We start from the raw sequence: 21,366 nt of genomic DNA on the forward strand, positions 1-21,366 counted from the left end.
GTGCTATATGAAATCTATGTCATTAGACATAGGAAATTGCCGACCCACCGCCTAGATTGGAGTGAGAGGTGACCACCATGCTGATGCGTTCAGATCCGTTCCGTGAGCTCGACCGCTTCGCTCACCAAGTCCTCGGCACTGCCGCCCGGCCGGCAGTGATGCCGATGGACGCCTGGCGCGAAGGCGAGAAATTCGTCGTCGAGTTCGACCTGCCCGGCATCGATGTCGACTCGCTGGACATCGACATCGAGCGCAATGTGGTGACCGTGCGCGCCGAACGGCCGGCCGTCGATCCCAACCGCGAGATGCTGGCCACCGAGCGGCCGCGCGGCGTCTTCAGCCGCCAGCTGGTGCTCGGCGAGAATCTCGATACCGAAAAGATCGAGGCCTCCTACGCCGAAGGCGTTCTGCGCCTGCATGTTCCGGTGGCCGAGAAGGCGAAGCCGCGCAAGATCACGGTCGGCCGCGGGGACACGCCGCGGGCCGTCCGGGACAGCGCCGGCGAGCGCGAGGTCATCAACGCCTGACCGACCGGCGGCCCGGGCGGCGGTCAACTCCCCCGACCAGCGCCCGCCGCCGGCCCCGGACCACCGGTGCGGACGTCTCGCCCGGCGCCAGGAAGACCGAATCCAGATGAAATGGGAACTCGATGGCCAGACGGCCAACGTCGAACGGGCGTTGGCCGGCGGCGCCGCACAACCGGCGGGCTGGTTTCGGTTCTACTTCACCGACCAACGCTGGGAATGGTCGGAACAAGTGCAACGCATGCACGGGTATGAGCCCGGCAGCGTCACTCCGACCACCGATCTGGTGCTCTCGCACAAGCATCCCGAAGACCGCGGGCATGTCGCGGCCACCATCGATCAAATAGTCCATACGCACCAGGCGTTCAGCACTCGGCATCGCATCGTCGACACCCGGGGAAATGTGCGCCACGTCGTCGTCGTCGGCGACCGGATCTTCGACGACGACGGTGACGTGATCGGAACGCACGGGTTTTACATCGACGTCTCGGGACCGCGCGAGCGATCGCGCGAGGACGAGATGAGCGCGAAAATCGCTGAAATCAGCGAGAATCGGGCCGCCATCGAACAGGCCAAGGGCATGCTGATGCTGATCTACGGCCTCAGCGAAAGCGCGGCGTTCGATTTGCTCAGGTGGCTGTCCCAGGAAGCGAATGTCAAGCTGCGACCGCTGGCCGAGCAGATTGCCGAAGACTTCCGCCGAGCCGGCCTGCCGCTGAACACGCAGTCGCAATTCGATCACCTGATGCTGACCGCGCATGAGCGCGTCCACCCGTCCGCCGACCACGAGTAAAACTTTGGCGGGCAACGCCTTTGGCCCTCAGTGGTCGATCAGCGGGGCGACCCAGTGGACCCGGGTGCCGCCGCCGGGCGCACTGGTGATCTCACAAGTGCCGCCGAGTTGTTCGGCGCGCCGCTTCATGTTGGCCAAGCCGCTGTGCCGCGTGTTGCCGGCCGGTATGCCGCATCCGTCGTCGACCACGTCCAGGGTGAAGGTGTCCGCGACGCTGACGTCGACGGTCAGCCGCGACGCGCCCGCATGACGCAGGGCATTGCTGACGGCTTCGGTGGCGACGGCTTCGGCGTGGTCGGCCAGTTCGGTACCGATGGCGGTCGTCGGCCCGTCCAGGCGCACGGTGGCGACGAGATCACGGTTTTCGGTCAGGTCGGCCACCACCCGCTGGATGCGCCGGCGGAAATCACCGCTCGCGGCGATCGGGTCCTTGAGCGCGAAGATCGTCGTGCGGATTTCCTCGATGATGGTCTGCAGATCGTCGAGCGTGCGATTGAGCCGCTCGGCCACTTCGGGCGAACGCGCCCTTGCCAGCGTGCCTTGCAAGTTCATCCCGGCCGCGAAGAGGCGTTGAATGACGTGGTCGTGCAGGTCATGGGCGATGCGTTCGCGCTCAGCCAGGATGGCCAACTGCCGCGCGTCCTCGCGTGCCGACGCCAGCACCAGCGCGATGGCGGCATGCGTGGCGAAATCGCTGACCAGGTCCAGATAGCTCTCGTTGAACGGCGGCTGCTCGGCGCCGCGGGCGATCGCGATCACCCCGACGACCTCGTCGCGGGCGCGTAGCGGCATCACGATCGCCGGGCGCTGCCCGACGTCGGTGAAGGCCTGGATCGGGTACTGCAATTCCTCGGTGATCAGCGGTTCGCCGGATCGGTACACGGCGCCGCTGGTGGAGCCGTCCACCGGAACCCGTTGACCGAGCACATCGGAGGCGTGCAAACCCACCGCAGCGGAGACCACCAGCGTGTCGGCATCGTCGTCGGCCGCGTCGGTGTCGGCCGGCACCAGCACGATGGCCTGTTCGGCGCCGGTCAACACGCGCGCGCGTTCGGCGATCAGTTGCAGGGGGCGGTGGTGCGGTTCGGAACGTGACAACAGCGCGGTGGTGATCTCGCGGCTGGCCTCCATCCACTTCACCGATGTCCGTTCGCGTTCGAAGACCTGCGCATTGTCGATGGCGACGGCGGCCGCGAACGCCAACGCGCGGGCGGCAACCTCGTCGGACTCGGAGAACACCCGCTTCGGATCGGTGTGGGTGAGATACAGGTTGCCGAACACGGTGTCGCGGATGGTGATCGGAACCGCGAGGAAGGCACGCATTCTCGGATGGTGCTCGGGAAAACCGACGGCGGCGCGGTGCGTCGTCAGATCGTCCATCCGCAGCGCGGGCGTGTCCAGCAGTGACAAGCTCAACAGACCCCTGCCGACCGGCAGGTGCCCGATGCGCGAAACCGTCTCGGCGTCCATGCCCTCGTGGACAAACGACTTCAAGTTGCCGTCGCGATCGCGGATAGCCAGCGCGCCGTATTGTGCGGAGGTCAAATCCCTTGCCGCACTGAGGGTCCGATGCAGAGTGGCGTCGCGATCGAGGCCCGCGCCGATCTCGACGATGACCCGAAGCAATCGCTCCATCTGATCGCGCGCGTCCAGCAACTCGTCGAGCTGGGCGTGCATCTTGGTGACCAGCCCGCGCTGCCCGAATTCCGTGGACCCCGAGCCGTTTTCGCCGCCGGTCACCCCGACCAGTCCGGCGCTGTCGATGATGGGCCGGCCCGCTGATTCAGTTTCGAAGCGAACACCGCGGCCTGGGTGCGGCGCTCCATGCCGAGTTTGGCCAACAACCGCGAGACGTAGTTCTTCACCGTCTTCTCCGCGAGGAACATCCGCGCGGCGATCTGCCGGTTGGTCAATCCCTCGCTGAGCAGTCCGAGCAGCGTTCGCTCCTGCTCGGTCAGCCCGGACAGCGGGTCGTCGCGCGCGGTGGTGCCCCGCAGCTTTGCCATCAGCGCCGCGGCCGCCCGGTTGTCCAGCAGCGATTTACCGGCGCCCACCTCTTTGATCGCGTGGGCCAGCTCCATGCCCTTGATGTCTTTGACGACGAACCCGCTGGCGCCGGCCAGGATCGCCTCGAGCATCGCCTCGTCGGAGGTGAACGACGTCAACATCAGGCAGCGTAGGTCGGGATGATCCGACACCAGGTCGCGACACAGTTCGATGCCGTTGCCATCGGGCAGACGAACGTCGAGGACGGCGACGTCGGGCGACAGCGCCGGTATCCGCGCTTTCGCCTCCGCCACCGTGCCCGCCTCGCCGACGATCTGGAGATCGGGGTCGGAAGCGAGCAGATCGGAAAGACCGCGGCGGACGACTTCGTGGTCGTCGACCAGGAACACCTTGACCATGGCGGGCCCTTTCCTGCCGGTCTATCCATCGCGGCAGACCAACCCAATATCTCATATTCTCGGCGGATGACGTCGAGAAGAAACTGGTTCAACGACTTTGGACCCTGCGGGTGAGGACGTTCGGTCGATGTCGCTTCAATAGCGTTGCGGCCGTAGCCCATTGCGGGACGGGTCGATCCCCCGCAGGGGCAGGTCCGATGACCGCTTAGGCCTGCGATCAATCGGCCCACTCGACGAAGTCGCGCAGGTCACGTCGCGGGGTCGCCGGCAACGGGTCGGCGTTGATCGGCGCCCAACCCACCCGAAGCAGCATCTGCGCGTAGTTGCTGTCGCCGAAGATGCCGGAGCGCACCGCTGCGCGGGTCTCGGCCGTCTCCAGTGGTTCAGTGACCGGGCAACTGGCCAGTCCCGTCGACGTCGCGGTGAGCAGCACGAGGCTGGTGGCCTCACCGGCGCGGAGTTGCGCCAGCCGGTCGTCGTGGCGGGTGCCCAACGCGAGAACCACGGCGTTGTCGTCGGCCGCGGACGAATCCGGCGCCATCGGCAGTGTGGCACCGGCGAATAGCCGACTCGGTATCTTGGCGTCCGGATCCGATATCGGCGTATTTCGGGCGGGAACGCCCGCAACCGAGAAGTAGCGCCCACTCCACGTCGTGAGCTCGGCGAGATAGTCGTTGGTCAGGTGATCGCGGACGGATTCGGCGACGATGTCGTGCAGCCTGTCGATGTCTTCCACTTGGCACAGCGTGACACCGGTGCGGGCGGCCCGCGCGGCCATGAGCGCGATATCGCCCATCGGCACCGCCCAGGAGCTGTAGTGGCGTCGATCGGTTCGCCGCCGGGGGATGGCCGCGGCGAGCGCGATGTCGACGAAATCGGCCGACTGAGGCCAAAGCTCGATGGTGGCAAGGTGATCGGGGTCGTCGGCGTTCGGCAGCCGGCTCACCCGGGAGCGCCATCCCACCGCCGCGAACGCCGCAACGCAGTGATGCAGCGCCGTCCCGCAACTCAGGATCAGGTCGCGACCATCGGGATCGGTGTTGGGGAGTCGACGGTCGGGGTCGGCGTACAGCTGCAGGCTTGCCGCCTCGACGCGCCACCGCCATGGCTGGGTGTTGTGCACCGACGGGGCGCGCGATGCCAAAGTCAGGGCCGTCCGGATCGTGCCGGCGTCCGGAAAGCGGATGCTCATCCTCGCTCTCCCTCTCTCCTAGCGCCTGTTCGTATCACCGTCACGCATCATCGGCGACGCCACGAGGGCACGACGGCTCTAAATCAAAGGACTTTCGGCCAATCTTCGTGGCCGGTCCACCGCGGCGCCGTCCGCCCTTATGCTGGCCACGATGGCGAATCACGGCCCCGATCCCACCACGCCGCTGTGGCGCGCGGCGCAAGTGTTCCGGTTGCTGAGCTGCGTCTATGCCACCGGATTTCAGATCGCGGTCAACCCGGATCTGATTCGGCCCGCGCTGGGTTGGGTGCTGTTCGCGGCCCTGATCGGTTGGAGCGCGGCGTGCGCGTTCGCCTACCTGCGGGGGTTCGGCCGCAAACCGACGTGGGTGCTCGCCGAGCTCGTGGTCGTCGTCTTGCTGATGTGGTCGAACAACTTCGTTGCGAGCCCGCACTGGGCGGCCGAGAACCAAACCTGGCCGACGACGTTATGGGCGAGCAATCCCACGATCTCGGCCGCCATCCAATTCGGTCCCGCGGGCGGAATGCTGACGGGACTGGCGGTGATGGCCACCAACTTCGCCGTCAAGAACTACCTCGCGCTCAACCTCGGGCACAACGCCACGATCATCATCGAGCTGGCGATCGGCATGGCGATCGGGATGGCCGCGCAAACCGCGCGCCGCGCCCACGCCGAGCTACAACGAGCGGCCGAGTTGACGGCGGCGGTGCAGGAACGCGACCGGCTGTCGCGGCAGGTACACGACGGAGCCATCCAGGTGCTGGCGCTGGTCGCCAAGAAAGGGCATGAGATCGGCGGCGCCACAGCAGAACTCGCCGACCTGGCGAGCGAGCAAGAACGCGCGCTGCGGCGCTGGCTGGCGTGCACGGACATCGGCCAGGAAACAGACGGCGCCACCGTCGACCTGCGCACGCTGCTCCAATGCCGGGAATCCGATCGGGTGTCGTTCAGCCTGCCCGGCACCCCGGTGCCGTTAGCACGTTGGGCGGCAACTGAACTCGACGCAGCGGTGGGCAATGCGCTGGACAACGTGGTCACCCACGCCGGTCCGGATGCGCACGCGTTCGTACTCTTGGAGGACCTCGGCGATTCAGTTCTGGTCAGTGTCCGCGACGATGGAGTGGGAATCACCCCGGGCCGGCTCGAGGAAGCGAAGCGCCAGGGACGGCTCGGCATCTCCCAATCGATCGTGGGACGGTTGACGTCGTTGGGCGGCAGCGCCGAATTGCGCAGCGAGCCCGGAGAAGGCGCCGAGTGGGAGTTGTGCGTGCCGCGCGGGGAGGGACGCCATGGCGGATGACGGGACGCCGACGACGGTGATGGTGGTCGACGACCATCCGATCTGGCGTGACGCGGTCGCTCGTGACCTGGCCGAGCACGGCTTCACCGTGGTCGCCACCGCCGACGGGGTGGCGGCCGCACAGCGGCGGGCGGCCGCGGTCCAGCCCGACGTGGTGGTGATGGACATGCAGTTGACCGACGGCGACGGCGCGCAGGCGACCGCCGCGGTGCTCGCGGTCTCGACCTCATCGCGGGTGCTGGTGTTGTCGGCCTCCGACGAACGCGAGGACGTGCTGGAGGCGGTCAAGGCCGGCGCGACGGGATACCTGGTCAAGAGTGCCTCGAAAGCCGAACTGGCGCAGGCGGTCACGGCCACGGCGGCGGGGCGGGCCGTGTTCACCCCGAGCCTGGCCGGGCTGGTGCTGGGCGAATATCGGCGCATCGCGCAGAGCAAGGACGACGGCCCCGCGCGCCCCAGCCTCACCGACCGTGAGACCGAGGTGTTGCGTTATGTCGCAAAAGGGCTGTCCGCCAAGCAGATCGCCAACAAGCTTTCGCTGAGCCATCGCACTGTGGAGAACCATGTGCAGGCGACATTCCGCAAGCTTCAGGTCGCCAATCGCGTGGAGCTGGCTCGCTACGCTATCGAGCACGGCCTGGACGAAGAGCCGTGACCCGCCACGATCCGGGCGGTCACCAGCGCGGTCACCACCACGGCCATGCACACCAGCCCGTCGTCCTTGAGTCCCCACCTGATCGCGGCGAGCAAGGCCACGCCGGCCACGCATAGCAGGGCACCGATGGCGCGACCCTGCCCACGTGACGTCACCGCGGGTGCGCCGTCCCAACCGGACAGCGGGTTGTTCTCCAGCGGCCGCAGCGCGACGAACAGCACCGCCACCGCGACGACGACGATGAGCACTTGCGCGAGGCTGACGGCGAGGAAGTCCTGCTCGCCCAGAAAGCGCGGGCAGCCAAGGTAATCGAAGGCCAGGTGCACGCCCAGCAGCACCGGCATGTGCCACAGGTACAGGGTCATCGCGCCGGAGTTACCGATGGCGGTCCACCACCACACCCGCGGACGCTGCGCCCAGCGCGCGATCGTCGGTGCGGCCGCGATTGCCAACGCGCTCAGGATGATTGCATGCCCCGCCAGCAGCAGCGACGGCGGGCTGGTGTTGGACAGCTGGTGGTCACCGGTGCCCACCATGCTGATCTGATACGGCCCCCAGTGCACCAGGGCGACGTCCACGGCGAAGAAGGCGGCGGCGACGGCCAGCGCGGCGCGGCCACCGAGTAGCCCGCGGCGGTAGGCCACGCCGAACATGGCGGGAATGAGCCAGACGGCCAGGTTGAGGTAACCCAGCGGCATCATCGCCGGCCAGTGCAGCCGGATCGTGTCGATCAGCGCGATCGCGCCATAGACCGTCGCCACACCGGCAACCAGGCGCCCGGCCGTGGTGATGCGGTACAGCACGGGCATGGCCGCCAGCACCAGGACGTAGGCTCCCAGGAACCAGAGCAGCTGCGTGCTGACGCCGGCGATCGGCTCGTAGATGTGTTGCGGCAGTGCCCGATACAGCACCGTCAGCGCGACGGCCCAGAACGCAAGATAGTAGAACACCGGACGGAACAGCCTGGTGCAGCGTTTCATCAGCCAGCCGCCCCAGTTGGTGCCGGGAGCCCAGGTAGACACGCAGGCCGCCGCTCCGGCGAAGAAGAACAGCGGCATGATCTGCAGCAACCACGTCATCGCCTGGAACAGCACCGAGCTGGTGAGCAGGTTGTCCCAGATCAATACGTGGTTTTCGATAATGCTGGCCGCCATCACGGTATGGCCGAGCACCACGCCGACCAGCGATGTGATGCGGATGACGTCGAGGACGCGATCGCGATCGGCCGGCGTGCTCGCGGCCACCTCGGCGACGCCGGGAAACTTCACAAGAGTTGTCATGGGAGCGGATCTGCCCTTCTGCGGATGCGTTGTGGTGGAAAAGCGATGAGAGAAGCCTCGCCGAGGATGCGCGCGCGAGCCTGCGCACTTCTACGCGTCGAGGCTGAGTAGTACTACTCAGTTCGCGGCGTTGAGCGGGTCGTAGTCGGCGAGCAGCTTTTCGATGCGGGCCTCGTCGAGGCGTACCCGCACGGTCGCGGCCTCCTGCTGGTCGCGGATGACCTTGGCCAGGGTGAACGCGCTGGACACCAGGAATAGGAAGGTGATGCCGAGAAACAATCGTGGCCAAGGATCAAGCGGAAGGAAGTAGATTCCGCCGAGCGCGGCCACGAAGCTGATCGCGAACGCGACAGCGGCCTGAACGAAGAAGGCGGCGGTGGTTTTCGACATGCTGCTGGGAACGGTCATGCCAATGACTCTGCGGCAGTGGACCGTTCGCGGGCATCCGTAAGACTACTCAGATTTCAACGGTGTATCGCGGCGCCACGGCAGTACCGCCGCCGCAGCGGCCGCGGCGCCCACGCCGATCGCGGCGGCGACCACCGTCGCCACCCGGACGCCGGCGAACTCGGAATCCACGAGCGGCTTGACCACCGCCACCACGGCAAGCGCCGGCATCACCAGCCGCACCCACCAGGCCACCACGCTGTCGCCGGGGATCCGCGAATTAGCCTCTGTAACAAACACATACAGCACCATCAGCAGCAGGGGCACCGCGCCGAAGATAGCCGGCCCGATCCAGCCAGCGCGTTGCGCCGAGACCACGACGGCAACCACCGCGACGAGCCCCACCACCGAAAGTCGCAGACCGGCGTTCGGTGACGCCCCGCGCATCACCGCCAGACCCGAGGCGGCGCGCACCGCGGCCCAGCCGGACACCAGCGCGGCGGCCACAGCCAACGCGGTGCCGGCCACCGCCATCCACCGCCGGCCGTCGTCGGCGTAGAACTCGGGCACGGCCTCGGCCAGCATCTTGGCGCTCCATCGCCACGGCCCCGCCACGCCACGGTGATCACCGACCCACAACACCACCGCGGCCGCGACCACCAGCGCGACGGCCAGCGACATGGATCGCCCCGGCCTGGCGACGCGCGTGATGCGGAGGGTGAGCAGTTCGACGCCCACCATGCCCAGGCCGAAGCCGACGAGCTGGCCGGACAGCGGGCGCGGTGATGCGGCCGTCCCGATGACGACGGGGTCGGTGCTCAGCGCGACGAGGGCGATCACCGCCGCCGCGAGGCAGACGTAGAGGAGCAGGCCCGCGACCACGAGCGGCATCGCCAGCGACGCCACGACACGAGTCGATGTCCAACAGGCCGCGGCCCCGATGACGAGAGCCGCAGCCGCGGCGGCGACCGGGAGCCACGACACGATCGCGGCGGGATCGTCACCGGGCGAAAGCACCTGCAGCGCTTGCAATCCGAGCGTCGCAGCGAACTTCCCTGCCAGCACCAGGTAGGCGAGCAGCTGAACGATGCCCGCGGCCGCCCCCGCTCGCGGCCCCAGCGTGGCGCCGATCAACTCGGCGGTGCTGCGCGCTTCCGGAGCATGGCCACGCAACCGCGCTAGAGCGTAGATCACCGGAATCGCCACCGCCGCCCCGAGCAGCGCGCCCAGCCCGTACCAGGCCGCGGGCGCGATCACCGCCATGCTCAGCGCGGCGGCCCGCCACGTCCCCACCGTCGGGTCCCCCAAGCCGGTTTCCGGCTGCAGCGACAGGAGCGATTTCTTCGGCATTGCCTAAGCATGACCCAACGGAGCACTTAATGGTTCCCGCAATGCGGCGCGGTTTCGATAGTTTTGTAGGCCCAGCGGCAGTGAGGACTTGACGATGTCAGACACGGTGAAGGTGTCCGTCGACCGCGGCTCGGTCGCCATGGGCGACGATGTTGACTCGCACCGCGAGTTCTGGGTTTTCCCCGCCTCGGCCACGATCGATGACTTGTTGGTCGAAATCTCTTCGCACTTCTTACCGGGAATTGCCGGACCGGCCGGGTGGCGCGTGTATCTCGGGACTCGCGGCGACGAACAACAGCAAGTCGGCCTCATCTACACCCGCGATGACCTCAAACAGCAGGATCAGATCTGCAGGTTATACCCCGGCGAGAGAACGCTGGGCGAGCTGGCCCGTTGGACGGGATTGCCGGAGTTGGAGGTATACGTGTCGTACCTGACCCATGACCAGGCCCGGCCAATGGCACTGGACGAGCTGACGGGCGGCCCCACTTGCACAGGCAGCCGACCGGTCAAGCTGGAATCCGAAGCGGCGGCCAATGCCAAGCGTGACTGGGTGATGATGCGCGAACTGGACCGACGCGCCTCGGGGGTCGCCGATGCGCGGCGCCAGTGGGTTCGGGCCAATCTGCTAGCGGCGCCGCCGCCGTGGATCGACGTCTTCATCGCCCGCAATTTCCACTACCTGACCGAGCTGCACTGTCCCGCCAGCATGACGCTGGCGGCAGAAATGCTGGGGATCAACGAATCCAGTGGAGAGCAGTTGGCGGCGCGGGCCAACGTCGACGTGCGCGCCGATGTCGTGATCCTGGCGATGGTGCTGGCCGCTTTCGAGTGGGGAGCCCAACGCGACACGTGGCGCGTCGGCGAAAGACCTTATTACAAGGCCTATCTGGAGATGCTGGCTCATTGCGGCTATCGGCTCTCTCCGATAGAACACGTTATGGCCGGCCACATCAGCATCGAGGAATTCAAACTTTCGGCGACCGACACCGCCCGGCTCGACCGCATTCGGCAACTTCGAGACCAGCAATACCAGCTCCGGATGAACCGGTACTACACAAAAACGCTCAGCGAGGAGCAATACCGGGCCGCCATCGAATCCGTCCACGCCGAGCTGTCTGATCTGGGGGAGCTTCCCGGACCGATGTAGGTCCTCGAAACCTACTGTATTCGAAGAGAATTGCCCTGCGTTACCGCCCGTTAGCTGGCGCATCGAGCGCTCAGGCGTCGATCACCACGCGCCCGGATTTCGCGCGGGAAACGCACACCAGCATCTCGTCATCACCCTCGACGGTGCGCCCGCGGCGATCGACCTGTCCCCCAAGCACTTTGACCTTGCAGGTTCCGCAGAACCCCTGCTGGCAGGAGTATGCGGTGGTCGAATCGCGGTCGAGCATGACGTCCAGCGCCGACCGGTTCGCCGGCACGCTGAGCACTCGCCGCGAGCGGGCCAGTTCCAACTCGAAGGGAACACCATCGACCACCGGCGGCGGGCCGAAACGTTCGTAGTGCAGCGGCGCGTCCGCGTGGTCGTTGCGCGCGATGCGCACCGATTCCAGCATGGCGGTGGGGCCACACACGTACACCGCCGTCCCCGGCCCCGCGTAGGCAAGCAAGTCGGACGCGGTGGGCAATCGGCCGCGCTCGTCATCGGCCCACACGGTGACCCGGTCCGGGTCCACCGACACCACCTCGTTCAGCAGCGGCATGTAATCTCGGCTGCGACCGGCATAGACGGCGCGCCAATCGATTCCGCGCTGCTGGGCGGTGCGGATCATCGGCAGAATCGGTGTCACCCCGATGCCACCGATCACGAACAACACCTCACGCTCGTCGGTGACGAGATAGAACGCGTTGCGGGGCCCTTCGAACTCGAGTTTGTCGCCGGCCTTGAACGCATCGTGCATTTCGATCGAACCACCGCCACCCTCGGCGATGCGGCGCACCGCGATGCGATAGTCAGTGCGCCGGCCGGGCGAACCGCACAGCGAGTACTGCCGGCGCCGGCCCGATGGCAGCCGAACGTCGATGTGGGCGCCGGGTGTCCAGGACGGCAACAACCCACCGTCGGGGTCGACCAGCGTCAGCGCGACCACGTCGGGCGTCACTAGTTCGCGCTTGGCAACCACCGCGGTGGTGGTGCGCCGCACGGACTGAACCCGCGCGGATGTCCACCGCGACGCCGACGCTAGGCCGCCGAACAGCGAACCGACGCCGTACAACGCGGTGTACATGCGGTCACGCTTGCGACGGCCGTACAGGTCGGCCGGGACGCTGTCCCAAATAGTCTGCGCCACAATCATCCTCACATCTAGCCGATGCCGCGACGGTCGCCGGAGGAGGCGATCAGGTCGACCCACTCACCGGTCAGCCGGGCGATGACGTCGGGGTAGGCGGTGACCACCCAATGCCCGCCCTCGATCGGCACAACCCTGCCGCCCTCCGGGATGGAGCCGGTAAACCGTTGCAGGGCGGGCGACACGAAATAATCCTGGCGTGCGACCAGCACCTGCACCGGAACGGTGGTCCGCGGCAACTGCGCCGGGGGCGCCAGCATCGGTGCGGGCATGTTCGCGCGATACAGGTTGAGCCCGTTCAGGTAGTCATCGACCGAGCGGTAATTCGCACCACGTCCGCCGCGGCTACGAGCGCTCGATCCGCCGATACGCTCAACGGCCTCAAAGACTTTCACCGTCGCCCGGGCCCGGATCGCCAGCTCCGGCACGCCCGGGCACAGGAAAAACCAGATGTATGACGAGGCCAGGACCTGTTTGACCACGTCGAGAAGCGCGCGCGGCGTGCGGGCCGACCGCAAGAACTTGCCCGCGTAGTTCAGGTGCGGGCCGGAGACGGAGGTGAACGAGGCGATCTTGCCCATCACGGCGTCGTCGGTGACCGCCGCCCAGGCCTGGATCGATCCCCAGTCGTGGGCCAGCAGGTGCACCTCGTCCACGCCGAGGCGCTCGATCACCGCGCCGACGTCGGCGACCAGCTGTGGCAGCCGGTATCCCGAACGGCCTGGCGGCGTTGAGGATTGGCCGGCACCGCGGACGTCGTACGCCACGACGTTGAATCGGCGACCCAATGTCGTCGCCACGCCGTCCCATACGTGGTGGTTGTCCGGATAGCCGTGGATGGCCAGGATCGTCGGGCGCCCCGGGTCGATGTCGGTGTAGGCATGCACCGCCAGTCGCACGCCGTCGGAGGCGGTGACGGTAGTTGACACCAATTCGTTCGTCATCGTCAGTGCGACGCGCGGGCAGCGGGCGAGCGGGCCAGGTAGTCGACCGCGCGCCCGACCCCGCCCAGCTGGGAAGGATGGAAACTCGGCGTGTAATAGGCGCCGATGACCCGGAGGAATTGGAACGGGCCGGGCACCAAACCCCGGCGCGCGGCGCGGAAGTAGTCCCGCCAGCGCGGCTTGGTGCCGGGGGGCAGGTAGGGGTCGACCGAGTACATGAATCGCACGCCGCGGACGAACAACCACAGCAGCGCCGGGGTGATCAGCAGCTGGGTGCGCACCTGCCGCCAATACCCGGCGCGCAGGTGCTTCATGGTGTCGAAGGCAACCGCTTTGTGCTCGACTTCCTCGGCGCCGTGCCAACGCAACATGTCCAGCATCACCGGGTCGGTGCCCATGGCGTCGTGCTGCGGGGTGTCGAGAATCCACTCGCCCAGAATGGCGGTGTAGTGCTCGAGTGCGGCCACCATCGACACCCGCTCGAGCAACCAGCTCTGCCGCCGGCGCGGGCTCCACCGCGGCCGGTCGCCGATGAGTTGGGTGAAAAGCCAACGCATTTGGTCGGTGAACGGGGTCACGTCGATGCCTTTGACCGCGAAGTGCCCGAGCACCCCCGCGTGCGCCTGGGAATGCATCGCCTCCTGGCTGATGAATCCCTGCACATCGCGGCGCAGCTGATCGTCTTTGATCAGCGGCAGGGTGTCCTTGAAAGCGGCGACGATGAACTCCTCACCCGCCGGCAACAACAGGTGCAGCACGTTGCAGAAGTGCGTGGTGAAGGGCTCGTTGGGCACGTAGTAGAACGGCAGCGTCGACCAGTCGAAGTCGACGTCGCGCGCCTGCAGGACGATTCGCTCGTGGTCGAGCGAAGCGTCGTGCGGGCCGGTTGCCTTGTCATCGACGGTGAACATCGTCGCCATCCCTTTCCGTCAGATCGTAAAGCTAGGCGCTGCGCTGCGCCTCGTCCTCCACCTCAGTGATCAAACGCTCGCTGCGCAAGAACCGGACCAGATGATCGACCGTCTCGGTCAGGGCCGGCTCGCGCAGGCGGACCTTGGCCAGCCCGCGTCGGTGGCGGTACTGGGTGTTGTCGTAGCGCTTGTCCCGCATCGCCGCGATCTTGTCCGCCGACCGGGTGAGGAAATCGACCAGCGGGTACATCTGATCGTTCGGCGTGCAGCGGCGGTTCAGCTGCTCGGTGAACGACGGGATGTCGTGGTAGTCAAAGCGATACCCGTACCGCTCGGACAAGATCCGGGTGACGTCGGTGAGGTTGTAGTAGTCGTCGGCGGTCATGTTGAAGACGCTGCCCGACTCGTCCGGCAGGCCCATCAGCGTGACGATGTGATCCGCGATCAGGTCCGCCGGCAGCAGGCTGATCTGGTTGAGCGCGTTGACGGCGACGCCGTGCTCGATCATGAACGCCGTCAAGCGCACCAGGATGTCGTCCTGGCTGCCGAAGCCCGCGCGGGTCGGCGAGATCAGCGACGGCCGGTAGATGCGGACGTCGAGTCCCTTGCGCTGCGCGGCCAGCGCCAGCTGCTCGCCGACCCATTTGGTCTGCGAGTAGCCGAAGTCCAGGCCGGCCATCTTTTCGTTGGCGTCCCACTCCCCGACCACCGGCTCGGTGCTCCAGCCGTAGATGAACGTGCTGGAGACGAGATGGAAAGCCTTGCGGTGGTTGGTCATCGCCAGCCGCAACAGCTCGCGGGTGCCCTCGACGTTGGCCGGCCGCAGGGCGTCATAGGTGCGCACGTAGTTGACCAGGGCGCCGTTGTGCACGACGGCATCGACGTCTTGCGCCAGCTGTTGGAAGGCCGCCTCCCCGATGCCCAGCGCGGGCTCGGCGAGATCGCCGCAGACGACGCGGACCCGCGCGCGAACGTCGGCTTCCAGCGCCGGCGTCCATAGCTGGGCGCGGCGCAGCGACGCCACGATGCGGTCCAGGCCGTGCGCGGCGTCCGTGGCACGCACCAGCGCATGCACCGTAAAGGAGGTTTGCGCCAGCAGGCTGCTCACCAGGAACGGCCCGAGGAATCCGGTCGCGCCGGTGAGCAGCAGATCCGTGGGCTCGCCCGGCCGCGCGGGTGCCAATTCCGGCAGCGGCAGTGCCGCGTCGGCCCGCATCTGCGCGGCCTCGTAGGCCTCGTACTCGGCGGAGATCTGATCCAGCGCGCGGCGCAGCGCCTCGAGCGGCTGCCCGGTCCCCTCACCGAATTGGCGGACCAGCCCGAAGAATTCGGACACCGTCAGCCGCTGCAACAGGCGGGTGTTGACCTCTTCGGCCAACTCCCCGGCGCCGTTCTCCTCCAGCAAGGCCTGCAGGTCGGTGCGGAGTTCGGCCAACGCCAGCGAGTCGATGCCGAGATCGGCGAACGAGCAGTCCTCGTCGCCGCTCAGGTCGTAGCTCTCGATGAGATTGCGGAAGCGCTCCAGCGGACCCGCGCCGTCAGCCAGGCCATCGTGAGTTCGGTTGGCCGACTGGTTGATCCAGCTCGCGAAGGTGGGCAGCTTGCCGTCCAGCCACAGCTGGCGTGTCGACGAGCGCCGGATCTTGCCCGAAGTGGTCTTCGGAATGCTGCGCGGCGGTGCGAAAACGATTGTGTGCGGATCGATGTGGCAGTGCCGCCGGATCGCGCGGGCCAGGGCCTTGGCGTCCGGAAGGCTGTGCTCGTCGCGCGCCTCGGCGACGACGATCAGCGCCTCGGACTCATCGTGCTCGACCGAGAAGGCGGCGACGCAACCCTTGCGGATCTGCGCGGCGGTGCGCTCGACGACGGCTTCGATGTCGGAGGGGTAGCAGTTGACGCCGCGGACGATGATCAGATCCTTGCTGCGGCCGCAGACGAACAACTCGCCCTCGTAGACGAAGCCGAGATCTCCGGTCCGCAGGTAGGTGCGTCCGTCATCACCGGCGACGCGCGCGCCGAAAATCTCCGCGGTGAGCTCCGGCCGGTTCCAGTAGCCGGCACCCTTGGAGCGTCCGGCCAGCCATACCTCGCCGACGCGGCCGTCGGGCAACGCCTGCCGGGATTCGGGATCGACGATGCGAACCACGGCATCCTCGATGGGCTTGCCGCAGCTGACCAAGGTGACCTGGTTGCTGTTCTCGGGCAGCGCCTTTTCGACGCGGGCGACGTTGCGCTCCAGTCCACGCTTGTTCACCGCGATGGTCTGGCGCCCGCGGATCGACACGGTCAGTGTGAATTCGGCCATGCCGTAGGCGCCGGTGAGCGCCTCGGGCCGCAGGCCATACTCGGCGAATCGCTGCCGGAAGCGAGCGAAGGTGTTGGCGCGCAGCGGTTCTGCGCCCACCACGATGCATTCGAGGCTGCTGAGGTCCACGCCGGTCAACTCGGCGGCGGGCAGCTTGTCCTCGCGCAGGCAGTATTCGAGCGCGAAGTTGGGGCCCGGCGTGTGCGTGGCGCGCACGTCGCTGATCAGCCGAAGCCAGGATGCCGGCCGGGCGAGGAAGTCCAGGGGCGACATCGCATGCGTGCTTCCGCCCAACAGCACGACGAACATGTAGGCCGAGATCAGCCCCATGTCGTGGTGTTGCGGCAGCCACGAGGCCACCACCACGTCGCCGCCGCTGAAGGCGAAACCGTTGGCGATGATGTTGGCGTGGGTGACGATCACACCCTTGGGATCGCTCGTCGAGCCCGAGGTGTACTGCAGGAAGAGCACCTCGCCGGGCGTGTCCGCGACGGGCGCGCCGCCGAAGTCCTGGGCGCCGTCGGTGGCGAACCAGGGCAGCTCGGGCAGGCCGGCGCCGGATTCGTCCGCCCAGAGTTGCTGGCCGTGCCGTTGGCCAAGCAGCAGACGGAAGTCATATTCGAACTGCTTCGTCGACAGCACGGCTTTGGCCCCGCAATCGCGGGCGATGAAGCTGAGCTTGGCGAGCCCGGAATCGAAGGACATCGGCAAGGGCGGGCTGACCGGAACGGCGATCACCCCGATGCGGGCGCAGGCATAGAGCGCCGCGACCATTTCGAGTCCGGGCGAGTAGACCAGCAGTGCACGATCGCCCGACTCGAGGCCGGCCTCCTTGGACAGGTAGGCGGCCAGTTCACGGGTGCGTTCGGCGAAGCCCTGGTAGGTGTAGTGCTCGAGTTCCCGGCCATCGGCATCGACGAAGCGAAACAGGGTCTGGTCCGGCTTCTGCGCTTCCCACTTGTGTAGGTAATCGATCAGAGTCTCCATGTCGGAGTGATCCCCCTTCCAGGTTGGCTTGGCCCGAGCACGACTCACGTCGGTAATTATTAATCCAATGTAGCGCTGCCGGCCCGCCCTTAGCAAAGGGTTGAACAGCCTAAATGGTCATCACACATTGCATTCACAGGATTCAGATACCCGTCCGATTTAAATGCACGGATGCTGATCTCCGCGGCTACGGATTTCAGTATCTCAGTCGCTCGCGACCAGGTATTATCCCTGCGCCACGGCCTGAATTACTGAAGTACGTATCTACTAATCCGCGCATTTACTATAAACGGTCAAGCGACCGCCCGAGTCAATTAAGTCTTTTACCATCGTCGCACTCACAGGCCAAATCGCAAATAGAAATCGCAATTATCCGCAGGATAACGCGAGCCCGGAAACCGCGCGTGCGGGTGGGCCGCCAAGGGCGATTGGATGCCGGCCGCAGCCGGCTACGCGGGCCTGGCGATGCGGATCCGCGGTCCCGCGCGCGCCACCAGTTTCACGATGCCGAGGAAACGCTCACCGTCGATGATGGGCGACAGGGGTTCGTCCTCGGCTTCGATCGTCATCTCCTTGCCGTTGACGTCGCGCAGCCCGTTGCCGCGCAGCATGCCGTTGGTCAGTGCCGTCGGAAGCTGCGCCACGATCAGGGATGGCCGGAGGTTTCCGGCCTGGAAATGCAGCGCACCGGGCTCGGACGCCTTGGGGAACAACCGAAGCGGCCCACCGATGCGAAGGTCGATCGCGCCGGCGTGCAACAAGCTGTGCGTGCGCGACGGAACCTCATCGCCGTCGATCACCACCCGCGCCCGCGTCGGTGTGAACAGGATGGAGGCGTAGTTGGGCGTCTTCACCCGGCTCGGGGCGACCTTCGAGGTGAGGTAATCGCCGAAGCTGCGAGCGATCACCCGGGCGACCGCCAGCCGACCGTGATCGGGTGAGTCGTAATACCGGTCGTAGAAACGGTTCCCGACGCCCCCGGCGGCCAGCCCGAAGCAGAGCCGGTGAAACGCTGCGCCGTCGTCGGTTTCGCCGTCGAGCACCAGTGTGTCCAGGATCTCGTCGGGTGGAGGTTGATCCGTCTCGGCGGCGGACACCAGCGCACGGATGATCTTTTCGGGCCGTCCGCGCACCCGGGCCTTGCGCGCGACGGCGTTGACGCTGCCGCCGTTGGTCGGGACGAACGAAGGCCAGCGCTGCGGATCATCGATGCAGCGCTCGATCTCGTTGATCAACCAGTGCAGCGCACCGTCGCCGCCGTCGCCGACGAGGTGGGTCACCCGCGGCGCGAGTTGCTGGATGGCGCCGTGCAGCTCCTCGATCGAGTTGGTCTCGTGCACCTCGCCGTGCGAACCGACGATGCGACGCAGTCCGGCGATGCGGTCGCGAGAGGCGGCGCGATTCTTCCGCGCTTTCGGATTGACGATGACGCCTAGATACATCCGGCGAACCCCCATGCGCGCCCGAAAAAATGTCGTCCGATCCATCGCTCAGGTGGGATTTCGCTGGGCATCCCAGGCACGATACCCGCGCGTCCGAGTTGCCCCGCAACGCTGCCGCACGCCTCCGCCAGTCCCCGCGGCCCGGCAGCCGCCGTCGCAATTACGAAGTTAGGGTGTTTGCCATGCCGAATTGGACCGCAGCGGAGCTGCCCTCGTTCGCCGGGCGGAGCATCGTCATCACCGGCGCCAACGCGGGGCTGGGCGAGATCACCGCGCGCGAGTTGGTACGGGTCGGTGGCCGGGTCACCCTGGCCGTCCGCAATACCGACAAGGGCCATGCCGCCGCCGCGCGCATGACCGCTTCAGCGCCCGGCACCGGGGCGGGGACGGCCGAGGTGCGTCAGCTCGACCTGCAAGACCTGTCGTCGGTGCGGCGCTTCGCCGAGGGCATCGACACGGTGGACGTATTGATCAACAACGCCGGCATCATGGCCACCAAACATGCGGTCACCGTCGACGGCTTCGAGGGCCAGATCGGCACCAACCACCTCGGCCATTTCGCGTTGACGAACCTGCTGTTGCCTAAGCTGACCGATCGCGTGGTGACGGTGTCCTCGCTGATGCACCACTTCGGCTACATCAGCCTCAAAGACCTGAACTTCCAGTCCCGGCCGTATTCGGCCTGGCTGGCCTACAGCCAGTCGAAGCTGGCCAACCTGTTGTTCACCAAGGAACTGCAGCGGCGGTTGGACGGCGCCCGCACATCGGTGCGCGCGCTGGCGGCCCACCCCGGCTGGTCGCACACGAACCTGCAAGGCAATTCGGGCCGCAAGCTGGGCGACGCGGCGGTCCTGGCGGTCGACCGGATCGTCTCCACCGACGCCGAGTTCGGCGCCCGCCAGACGCTGTATGCGGCCTCGCAGGATTTGCCGGGCGACACCTTCGTCGGCCCGCGGTTCGGACTGTACGGCCGCACCCAGCCGACATGGCGCAACTGGCCGGCAAAGCGCGCCGGCACTGCCACCGCCCTCTGGGAACTGTCCGAGCGGCTCACCGAAACGAAATTCCCGCTCTGAGCGGTCCCGGCATTCAACCCGCTCACCCGGACAACCCCGTCCGCGCACCGGGCACGCGGGGCGCGGCTAGATTAGTTGGGTAACTCAACCGCACGCAGCGAGGAGGTAATGCCATGTCGGACGCGAATCTGGCGGCCCTTCTCGCCCTGTGCGCCGCGCTGGCGTCCGCGATCGGCAACGTGGTTCGGCAGCGCTCCGCGCAGGAAGTGACCGACAAACGGGTGGGCCACCTGACCCTGTTCGGCATGCTGCTGCGCGACAAGCGTTGGTGGCTGGGCGGTTTGGGCGATATCGGCAGTTACGTGCTGCTGGCCGCCGCATTGGACAAGGGCTCCGTGCTGCTGGTGATGTCGTTACAGGTGACGGCGTTGCTGTTCGCCCTGCCGATCTATTCGCGGATGACCGGTAACCGCATCACCGGCCGGGAATGGAGCTGGGCGCTGGTCCTGGCGGTGGCGCTGGCGGTGCTGATCTCGGTCGGAGACCCGACCGGCGGCCAGCAGCGGGCACCGCTGCACACGTGGATCGTGGTGGCCGTGGTGATCGTCCCGCTGTTGCTGCTGGGTTTGTTCGGCGCGCGGGTGTGGGCGGATCGCCCGGTTGCGGCTCTGCTGCTGGCGGCGGTGGCCGGCACCTTACTGGCGGTGTTCGCGGTCCTGATGAAGGGCGTCGTCGACATCCTGGAACGCCATCCCGGCCAGGTGTGGCACAGCTTCGAGCTGTACGCGCTGGTGTCCTGCGGGGTGGCCGGGATGATCTATCACCAGTCTGCTTATCGGGCCGGCGCCCTCACCGCGTCGCTGCCGACGATCATCGTGGCGAAGCCCGTGGTGGGTGGGGTGCTCGGCATCGTCGTGCTCAACGAGACCTTGGCAGCCGGCGGCTGGGAATGGTTTGTCATCGCGGTGACGACGGCCGTGGTGATCATCGCGACCGTCGGTCTGGCTCGCGGGGAGGCCGCCTCGATGTCGGCCGGCGCTGGGCGTGACCTGAAATCCAGCGCGCGGTCGAAGGCGGCTTCCCAAGCGTGAGCGGCTGATCTACACACCGAATTGGCTTGCCGGGTAAGTATTCTCACGGCGCCTGACGGGCTGCTATGGGTTGATGGTGTTGTCGCCGACCTGGCGGCCCCAGACGTACTCGATCGCATACGGCGATCCGGTGTCGAGGTGGTTGTAGGGCGCAATGCTGTTGCCGGTGTCCATCACCAACTCCGGTGCCGGCCACAGATCGCGGGTGACTTTCTGCCAGCACCCCGGCGCACCGCCCGGGCCGCCGCGCGCGTTCACCCGCGGCAGGTTCTCGGGATAGACGTAGGGGTTGGGCGCCCCGCCCACCACGCCGACGACGCCGCCCACCATCGACGCGAGGACGGGCAGCGCGGATACCGGGTTGGCGATCAATCCGAGCCCGGAGAGCGCCTCGGTGTTCATGTTCAACGAGTAGCCGTTGAAACCGCCCTCGGCCGCGCCCGTGGCGGGCAGCGCATCGTGTTCATTGCGCATCAAGCAGTAGATT

The 21,366-nt window shown here is 66.9% G+C and carries 18 protein-coding genes and 1 pseudogene; 7 read left to right on the top strand and 12 right to left on the bottom strand.

The genetic code is table 11. The annotated features are described in order from the left end of the window. The first annotated feature begins 77 nt into the window (after positions 1–77). Both AC5Y7E_RS10175 and AC5Y7E_RS10180 read left to right on the top strand, forming a co-directional pair. Positions 78–527 (top strand): Hsp20/alpha crystallin family protein, encoded by a 450-nt coding sequence (locus tag AC5Y7E_RS10175; protein WP_499921881.1) that lies wholly within the window; start codon positions 78–80, stop codon positions 525–527. A 106-nt stretch (positions 528–633) separates the two neighbouring features. Next, positions 634–1,317, top strand: coding sequence for a PAS and ANTAR domain-containing protein (locus AC5Y7E_RS10180; protein ID WP_499948788.1), 684 nt, complete (start codon positions 634–636; stop codon positions 1,315–1,317). A gap of 27 nt (positions 1,318–1,344) precedes the next feature. Here AC5Y7E_RS10180 and AC5Y7E_RS10185 read toward each other — a convergent pair whose 3' ends face one another. From AC5Y7E_RS10185 to AC5Y7E_RS10195, 3 genes are all read right to left on the bottom strand, one after another. Beyond that, the gene (locus AC5Y7E_RS10185; RefSeq protein ID WP_499921961.1) at positions 1,345–2,994 is read right to left on the bottom strand and encodes a GAF domain-containing sensor histidine kinase; all 1,650 of its coding nucleotides are present in this window, start codon (positions 2,992–2,994) and stop codon (positions 1,345–1,347) included. Between the two features lie 59 nt (positions 2,995–3,053). Continuing rightward, positions 3,054–3,722 carry a response regulator gene (locus AC5Y7E_RS10190; protein ID WP_499921877.1) on the bottom strand — a complete coding sequence of 223 codons (669 nt, stop codon included), beginning with the start codon at positions 3,720–3,722 and terminating at the stop codon, positions 3,054–3,056. Positions 3,723–3,939: 217 nt separating this feature from the next. Then, on the bottom strand, positions 3,940–4,914 hold the full coding sequence (locus AC5Y7E_RS10195; protein ID WP_499921875.1) for an Acg family FMN-binding oxidoreductase: 975 nt from the start codon (positions 4,912–4,914) through the stop codon (positions 3,940–3,942). A 139-nt stretch (positions 4,915–5,053) separates the two neighbouring features. On the opposite strand from AC5Y7E_RS10195, the gene macS reads away from it, so the two are divergent. Beyond that, the gene (gene macS / locus AC5Y7E_RS10200; RefSeq protein WP_499921873.1) at positions 5,054–6,214 is read left to right on the top strand and encodes a MacS family sensor histidine kinase; all 1,161 of its coding nucleotides are present in this window, start codon (positions 5,054–5,056) and stop codon (positions 6,212–6,214) included. After that, entirely contained in the window at positions 6,204–6,869 is a 666-nt protein-coding gene (locus AC5Y7E_RS10205) for a response regulator (protein ID WP_499921871.1), read from the top strand. The genes macS and AC5Y7E_RS10205 overlap by 11 nt, the downstream gene beginning before the upstream one ends. Here the strand turns inward: AC5Y7E_RS10205 and AC5Y7E_RS10210 are convergent. The 3 genes from AC5Y7E_RS10210 to AC5Y7E_RS10220 all read right to left on the bottom strand — a co-directional run bounded on the left by AC5Y7E_RS10210 (position 6,833) and on the right by AC5Y7E_RS10220 (position 9,886). Next, entirely contained in the window at positions 6,833–8,149 is a 1,317-nt protein-coding gene (locus AC5Y7E_RS10210) for an acyltransferase family protein (RefSeq protein WP_499921870.1), read from the bottom strand. The genes AC5Y7E_RS10205 and AC5Y7E_RS10210 overlap by 37 nt on opposite strands. A gap of 117 nt (positions 8,150–8,266) precedes the next feature. Continuing rightward, a complete protein-coding gene (locus tag AC5Y7E_RS10215) occupies positions 8,267–8,557 on the bottom strand; it encodes a YiaA/YiaB family inner membrane protein (protein WP_499921868.1) in 291 nt (96 codons plus the stop codon). Positions 8,558–8,602: 45 nt separating this feature from the next. Then, on the bottom strand, positions 8,603–9,886 hold the full coding sequence (locus tag AC5Y7E_RS10220; protein ID WP_499921866.1) for a hypothetical protein: 1,284 nt from the start codon (positions 9,884–9,886) through the stop codon (positions 8,603–8,605). Positions 9,887–9,980: 94 nt separating this feature from the next. On the opposite strand from AC5Y7E_RS10220, the gene AC5Y7E_RS10225 reads away from it, so the two are divergent. Further along, positions 9,981–11,036, top strand: coding sequence for a hypothetical protein (locus AC5Y7E_RS10225; protein WP_499921864.1), 1,056 nt, complete (start codon positions 9,981–9,983; stop codon positions 11,034–11,036). A gap of 70 nt (positions 11,037–11,106) precedes the next feature. Here AC5Y7E_RS10225 and AC5Y7E_RS10230 read toward each other — a convergent pair whose 3' ends face one another. The 5 genes from AC5Y7E_RS10230 to AC5Y7E_RS10250 all read right to left on the bottom strand — a co-directional run bounded on the left by AC5Y7E_RS10230 (position 11,107) and on the right by AC5Y7E_RS10250 (position 18,772). Further along, positions 11,107–12,189 carry a PDR/VanB family oxidoreductase gene (locus AC5Y7E_RS10230; RefSeq protein WP_499921862.1) on the bottom strand — a complete coding sequence of 361 codons (1,083 nt, stop codon included), beginning with the start codon at positions 12,187–12,189 and terminating at the stop codon, positions 11,107–11,109. Positions 12,190–12,197: 8 nt separating this feature from the next. Beyond that, positions 12,198–13,127 carry an alpha/beta fold hydrolase gene (locus AC5Y7E_RS10235; protein WP_499921861.1) on the bottom strand — a complete coding sequence of 310 codons (930 nt, stop codon included), beginning with the start codon at positions 13,125–13,127 and terminating at the stop codon, positions 12,198–12,200. Between the two features lie 2 nt (positions 13,128–13,129). Continuing rightward, positions 13,130–14,047, bottom strand: coding sequence for a metal-dependent hydrolase (locus AC5Y7E_RS10240; protein ID WP_499948791.1), 918 nt, complete (start codon positions 14,045–14,047; stop codon positions 13,130–13,132). A gap of 22 nt (positions 14,048–14,069) precedes the next feature. Continuing rightward, positions 14,070–17,330 carry a thioester reductase domain-containing protein gene (locus tag AC5Y7E_RS10245; RefSeq protein WP_499921859.1) on the bottom strand — a complete coding sequence of 1,087 codons (3,261 nt, stop codon included), beginning with the start codon at positions 17,328–17,330 and terminating at the stop codon, positions 14,070–14,072. A gap of 449 nt (positions 17,331–17,779) precedes the next feature. After that, the gene (locus AC5Y7E_RS10250) at positions 17,780–18,772 is read right to left on the bottom strand and encodes a diacylglycerol/lipid kinase family protein (RefSeq protein WP_499921857.1); all 993 of its coding nucleotides are present in this window, start codon (positions 18,770–18,772) and stop codon (positions 17,780–17,782) included. A 182-nt stretch (positions 18,773–18,954) separates the two neighbouring features. On the opposite strand from AC5Y7E_RS10250, the gene AC5Y7E_RS10255 reads away from it, so the two are divergent. Next, positions 18,955–19,848 carry an oxidoreductase gene (locus AC5Y7E_RS10255; protein ID WP_499921855.1) on the top strand — a complete coding sequence of 298 codons (894 nt, stop codon included), beginning with the start codon at positions 18,955–18,957 and terminating at the stop codon, positions 19,846–19,848. Between the two features lie 113 nt (positions 19,849–19,961). Then, the gene (locus AC5Y7E_RS10260) at positions 19,962–20,879 is read left to right on the top strand and encodes a DMT family transporter (protein ID WP_499921853.1); all 918 of its coding nucleotides are present in this window, start codon (positions 19,962–19,964) and stop codon (positions 20,877–20,879) included. A 63-nt stretch (positions 20,880–20,942) separates the two neighbouring features. Here the strand turns inward: AC5Y7E_RS10260 and AC5Y7E_RS10265 are convergent. Continuing rightward, positions 20,943–21,366, bottom strand: a pseudogene (locus tag AC5Y7E_RS10265) (MCE-family protein MCE1A); the annotation flags it as partial.

Source organism: Mycobacterium sp. NGS17, from assembly GCF_059813205.1.

Excerpts from the sequence above, each read along its gene's own strand:
- AC5Y7E_RS10175 (WP_499921881.1), top strand. The coding sequence starts at position 78 with ATGCTGATGCGTTCAGATCCGTTCCGTGAGCTCGACCGCTTCGCTCAC.
- AC5Y7E_RS10180 (WP_499948788.1), top strand. The coding sequence starts at position 634 with ATGAAATGGGAACTCGATGGCCAGACGGCCAACGTCGAACGGGCGTTG.
- AC5Y7E_RS10185 (WP_499921961.1), bottom strand. The coding sequence starts at position 2,994 with ATGCACGCCCAGCTCGACGAGTTGCTGGACGCGCGCGATCAGATGGAG.
- AC5Y7E_RS10190 (WP_499921877.1), bottom strand. The coding sequence starts at position 3,722 with ATGGTCAAGGTGTTCCTGGTCGACGACCACGAAGTCGTCCGCCGCGGT.
- AC5Y7E_RS10195 (WP_499921875.1), bottom strand. The coding sequence starts at position 4,914 with ATGAGCATCCGCTTTCCGGACGCCGGCACGATCCGGACGGCCCTGACT.
- macS (WP_499921873.1), top strand. The coding sequence starts at position 5,054 with ATGCTGGCCACGATGGCGAATCACGGCCCCGATCCCACCACGCCGCTG.
- AC5Y7E_RS10205 (WP_499921871.1), top strand. The coding sequence starts at position 6,204 with ATGGCGGATGACGGGACGCCGACGACGGTGATGGTGGTCGACGACCAT.
- AC5Y7E_RS10210 (WP_499921870.1), bottom strand. The coding sequence starts at position 8,149 with ATGACAACTCTTGTGAAGTTTCCCGGCGTCGCCGAGGTGGCCGCGAGC.
- AC5Y7E_RS10215 (WP_499921868.1), bottom strand. The coding sequence starts at position 8,557 with ATGACCGTTCCCAGCAGCATGTCGAAAACCACCGCCGCCTTCTTCGTT.
- AC5Y7E_RS10220 (WP_499921866.1), bottom strand. The coding sequence starts at position 9,886 with ATGCCGAAGAAATCGCTCCTGTCGCTGCAGCCGGAAACCGGCTTGGGG.
- AC5Y7E_RS10225 (WP_499921864.1), top strand. The coding sequence starts at position 9,981 with ATGTCAGACACGGTGAAGGTGTCCGTCGACCGCGGCTCGGTCGCCATG.
- AC5Y7E_RS10230 (WP_499921862.1), bottom strand. The coding sequence starts at position 12,189 with ATGATTGTGGCGCAGACTATTTGGGACAGCGTCCCGGCCGACCTGTAC.
- AC5Y7E_RS10235 (WP_499921861.1), bottom strand. The coding sequence starts at position 13,127 with ATGACGAACGAATTGGTGTCAACTACCGTCACCGCCTCCGACGGCGTG.
- AC5Y7E_RS10240 (WP_499948791.1), bottom strand. The coding sequence starts at position 14,047 with ATGGCGACGATGTTCACCGTCGATGACAAGGCAACCGGCCCGCACGAC.
- AC5Y7E_RS10245 (WP_499921859.1), bottom strand. The coding sequence starts at position 17,330 with ATGGAGACTCTGATCGATTACCTACACAAGTGGGAAGCGCAGAAGCCG.
- AC5Y7E_RS10250 (WP_499921857.1), bottom strand. The coding sequence starts at position 18,772 with ATGTATCTAGGCGTCATCGTCAATCCGAAAGCGCGGAAGAATCGCGCC.
- AC5Y7E_RS10255 (WP_499921855.1), top strand. The coding sequence starts at position 18,955 with ATGCCGAATTGGACCGCAGCGGAGCTGCCCTCGTTCGCCGGGCGGAGC.
- AC5Y7E_RS10260 (WP_499921853.1), top strand. The coding sequence starts at position 19,962 with ATGTCGGACGCGAATCTGGCGGCCCTTCTCGCCCTGTGCGCCGCGCTG.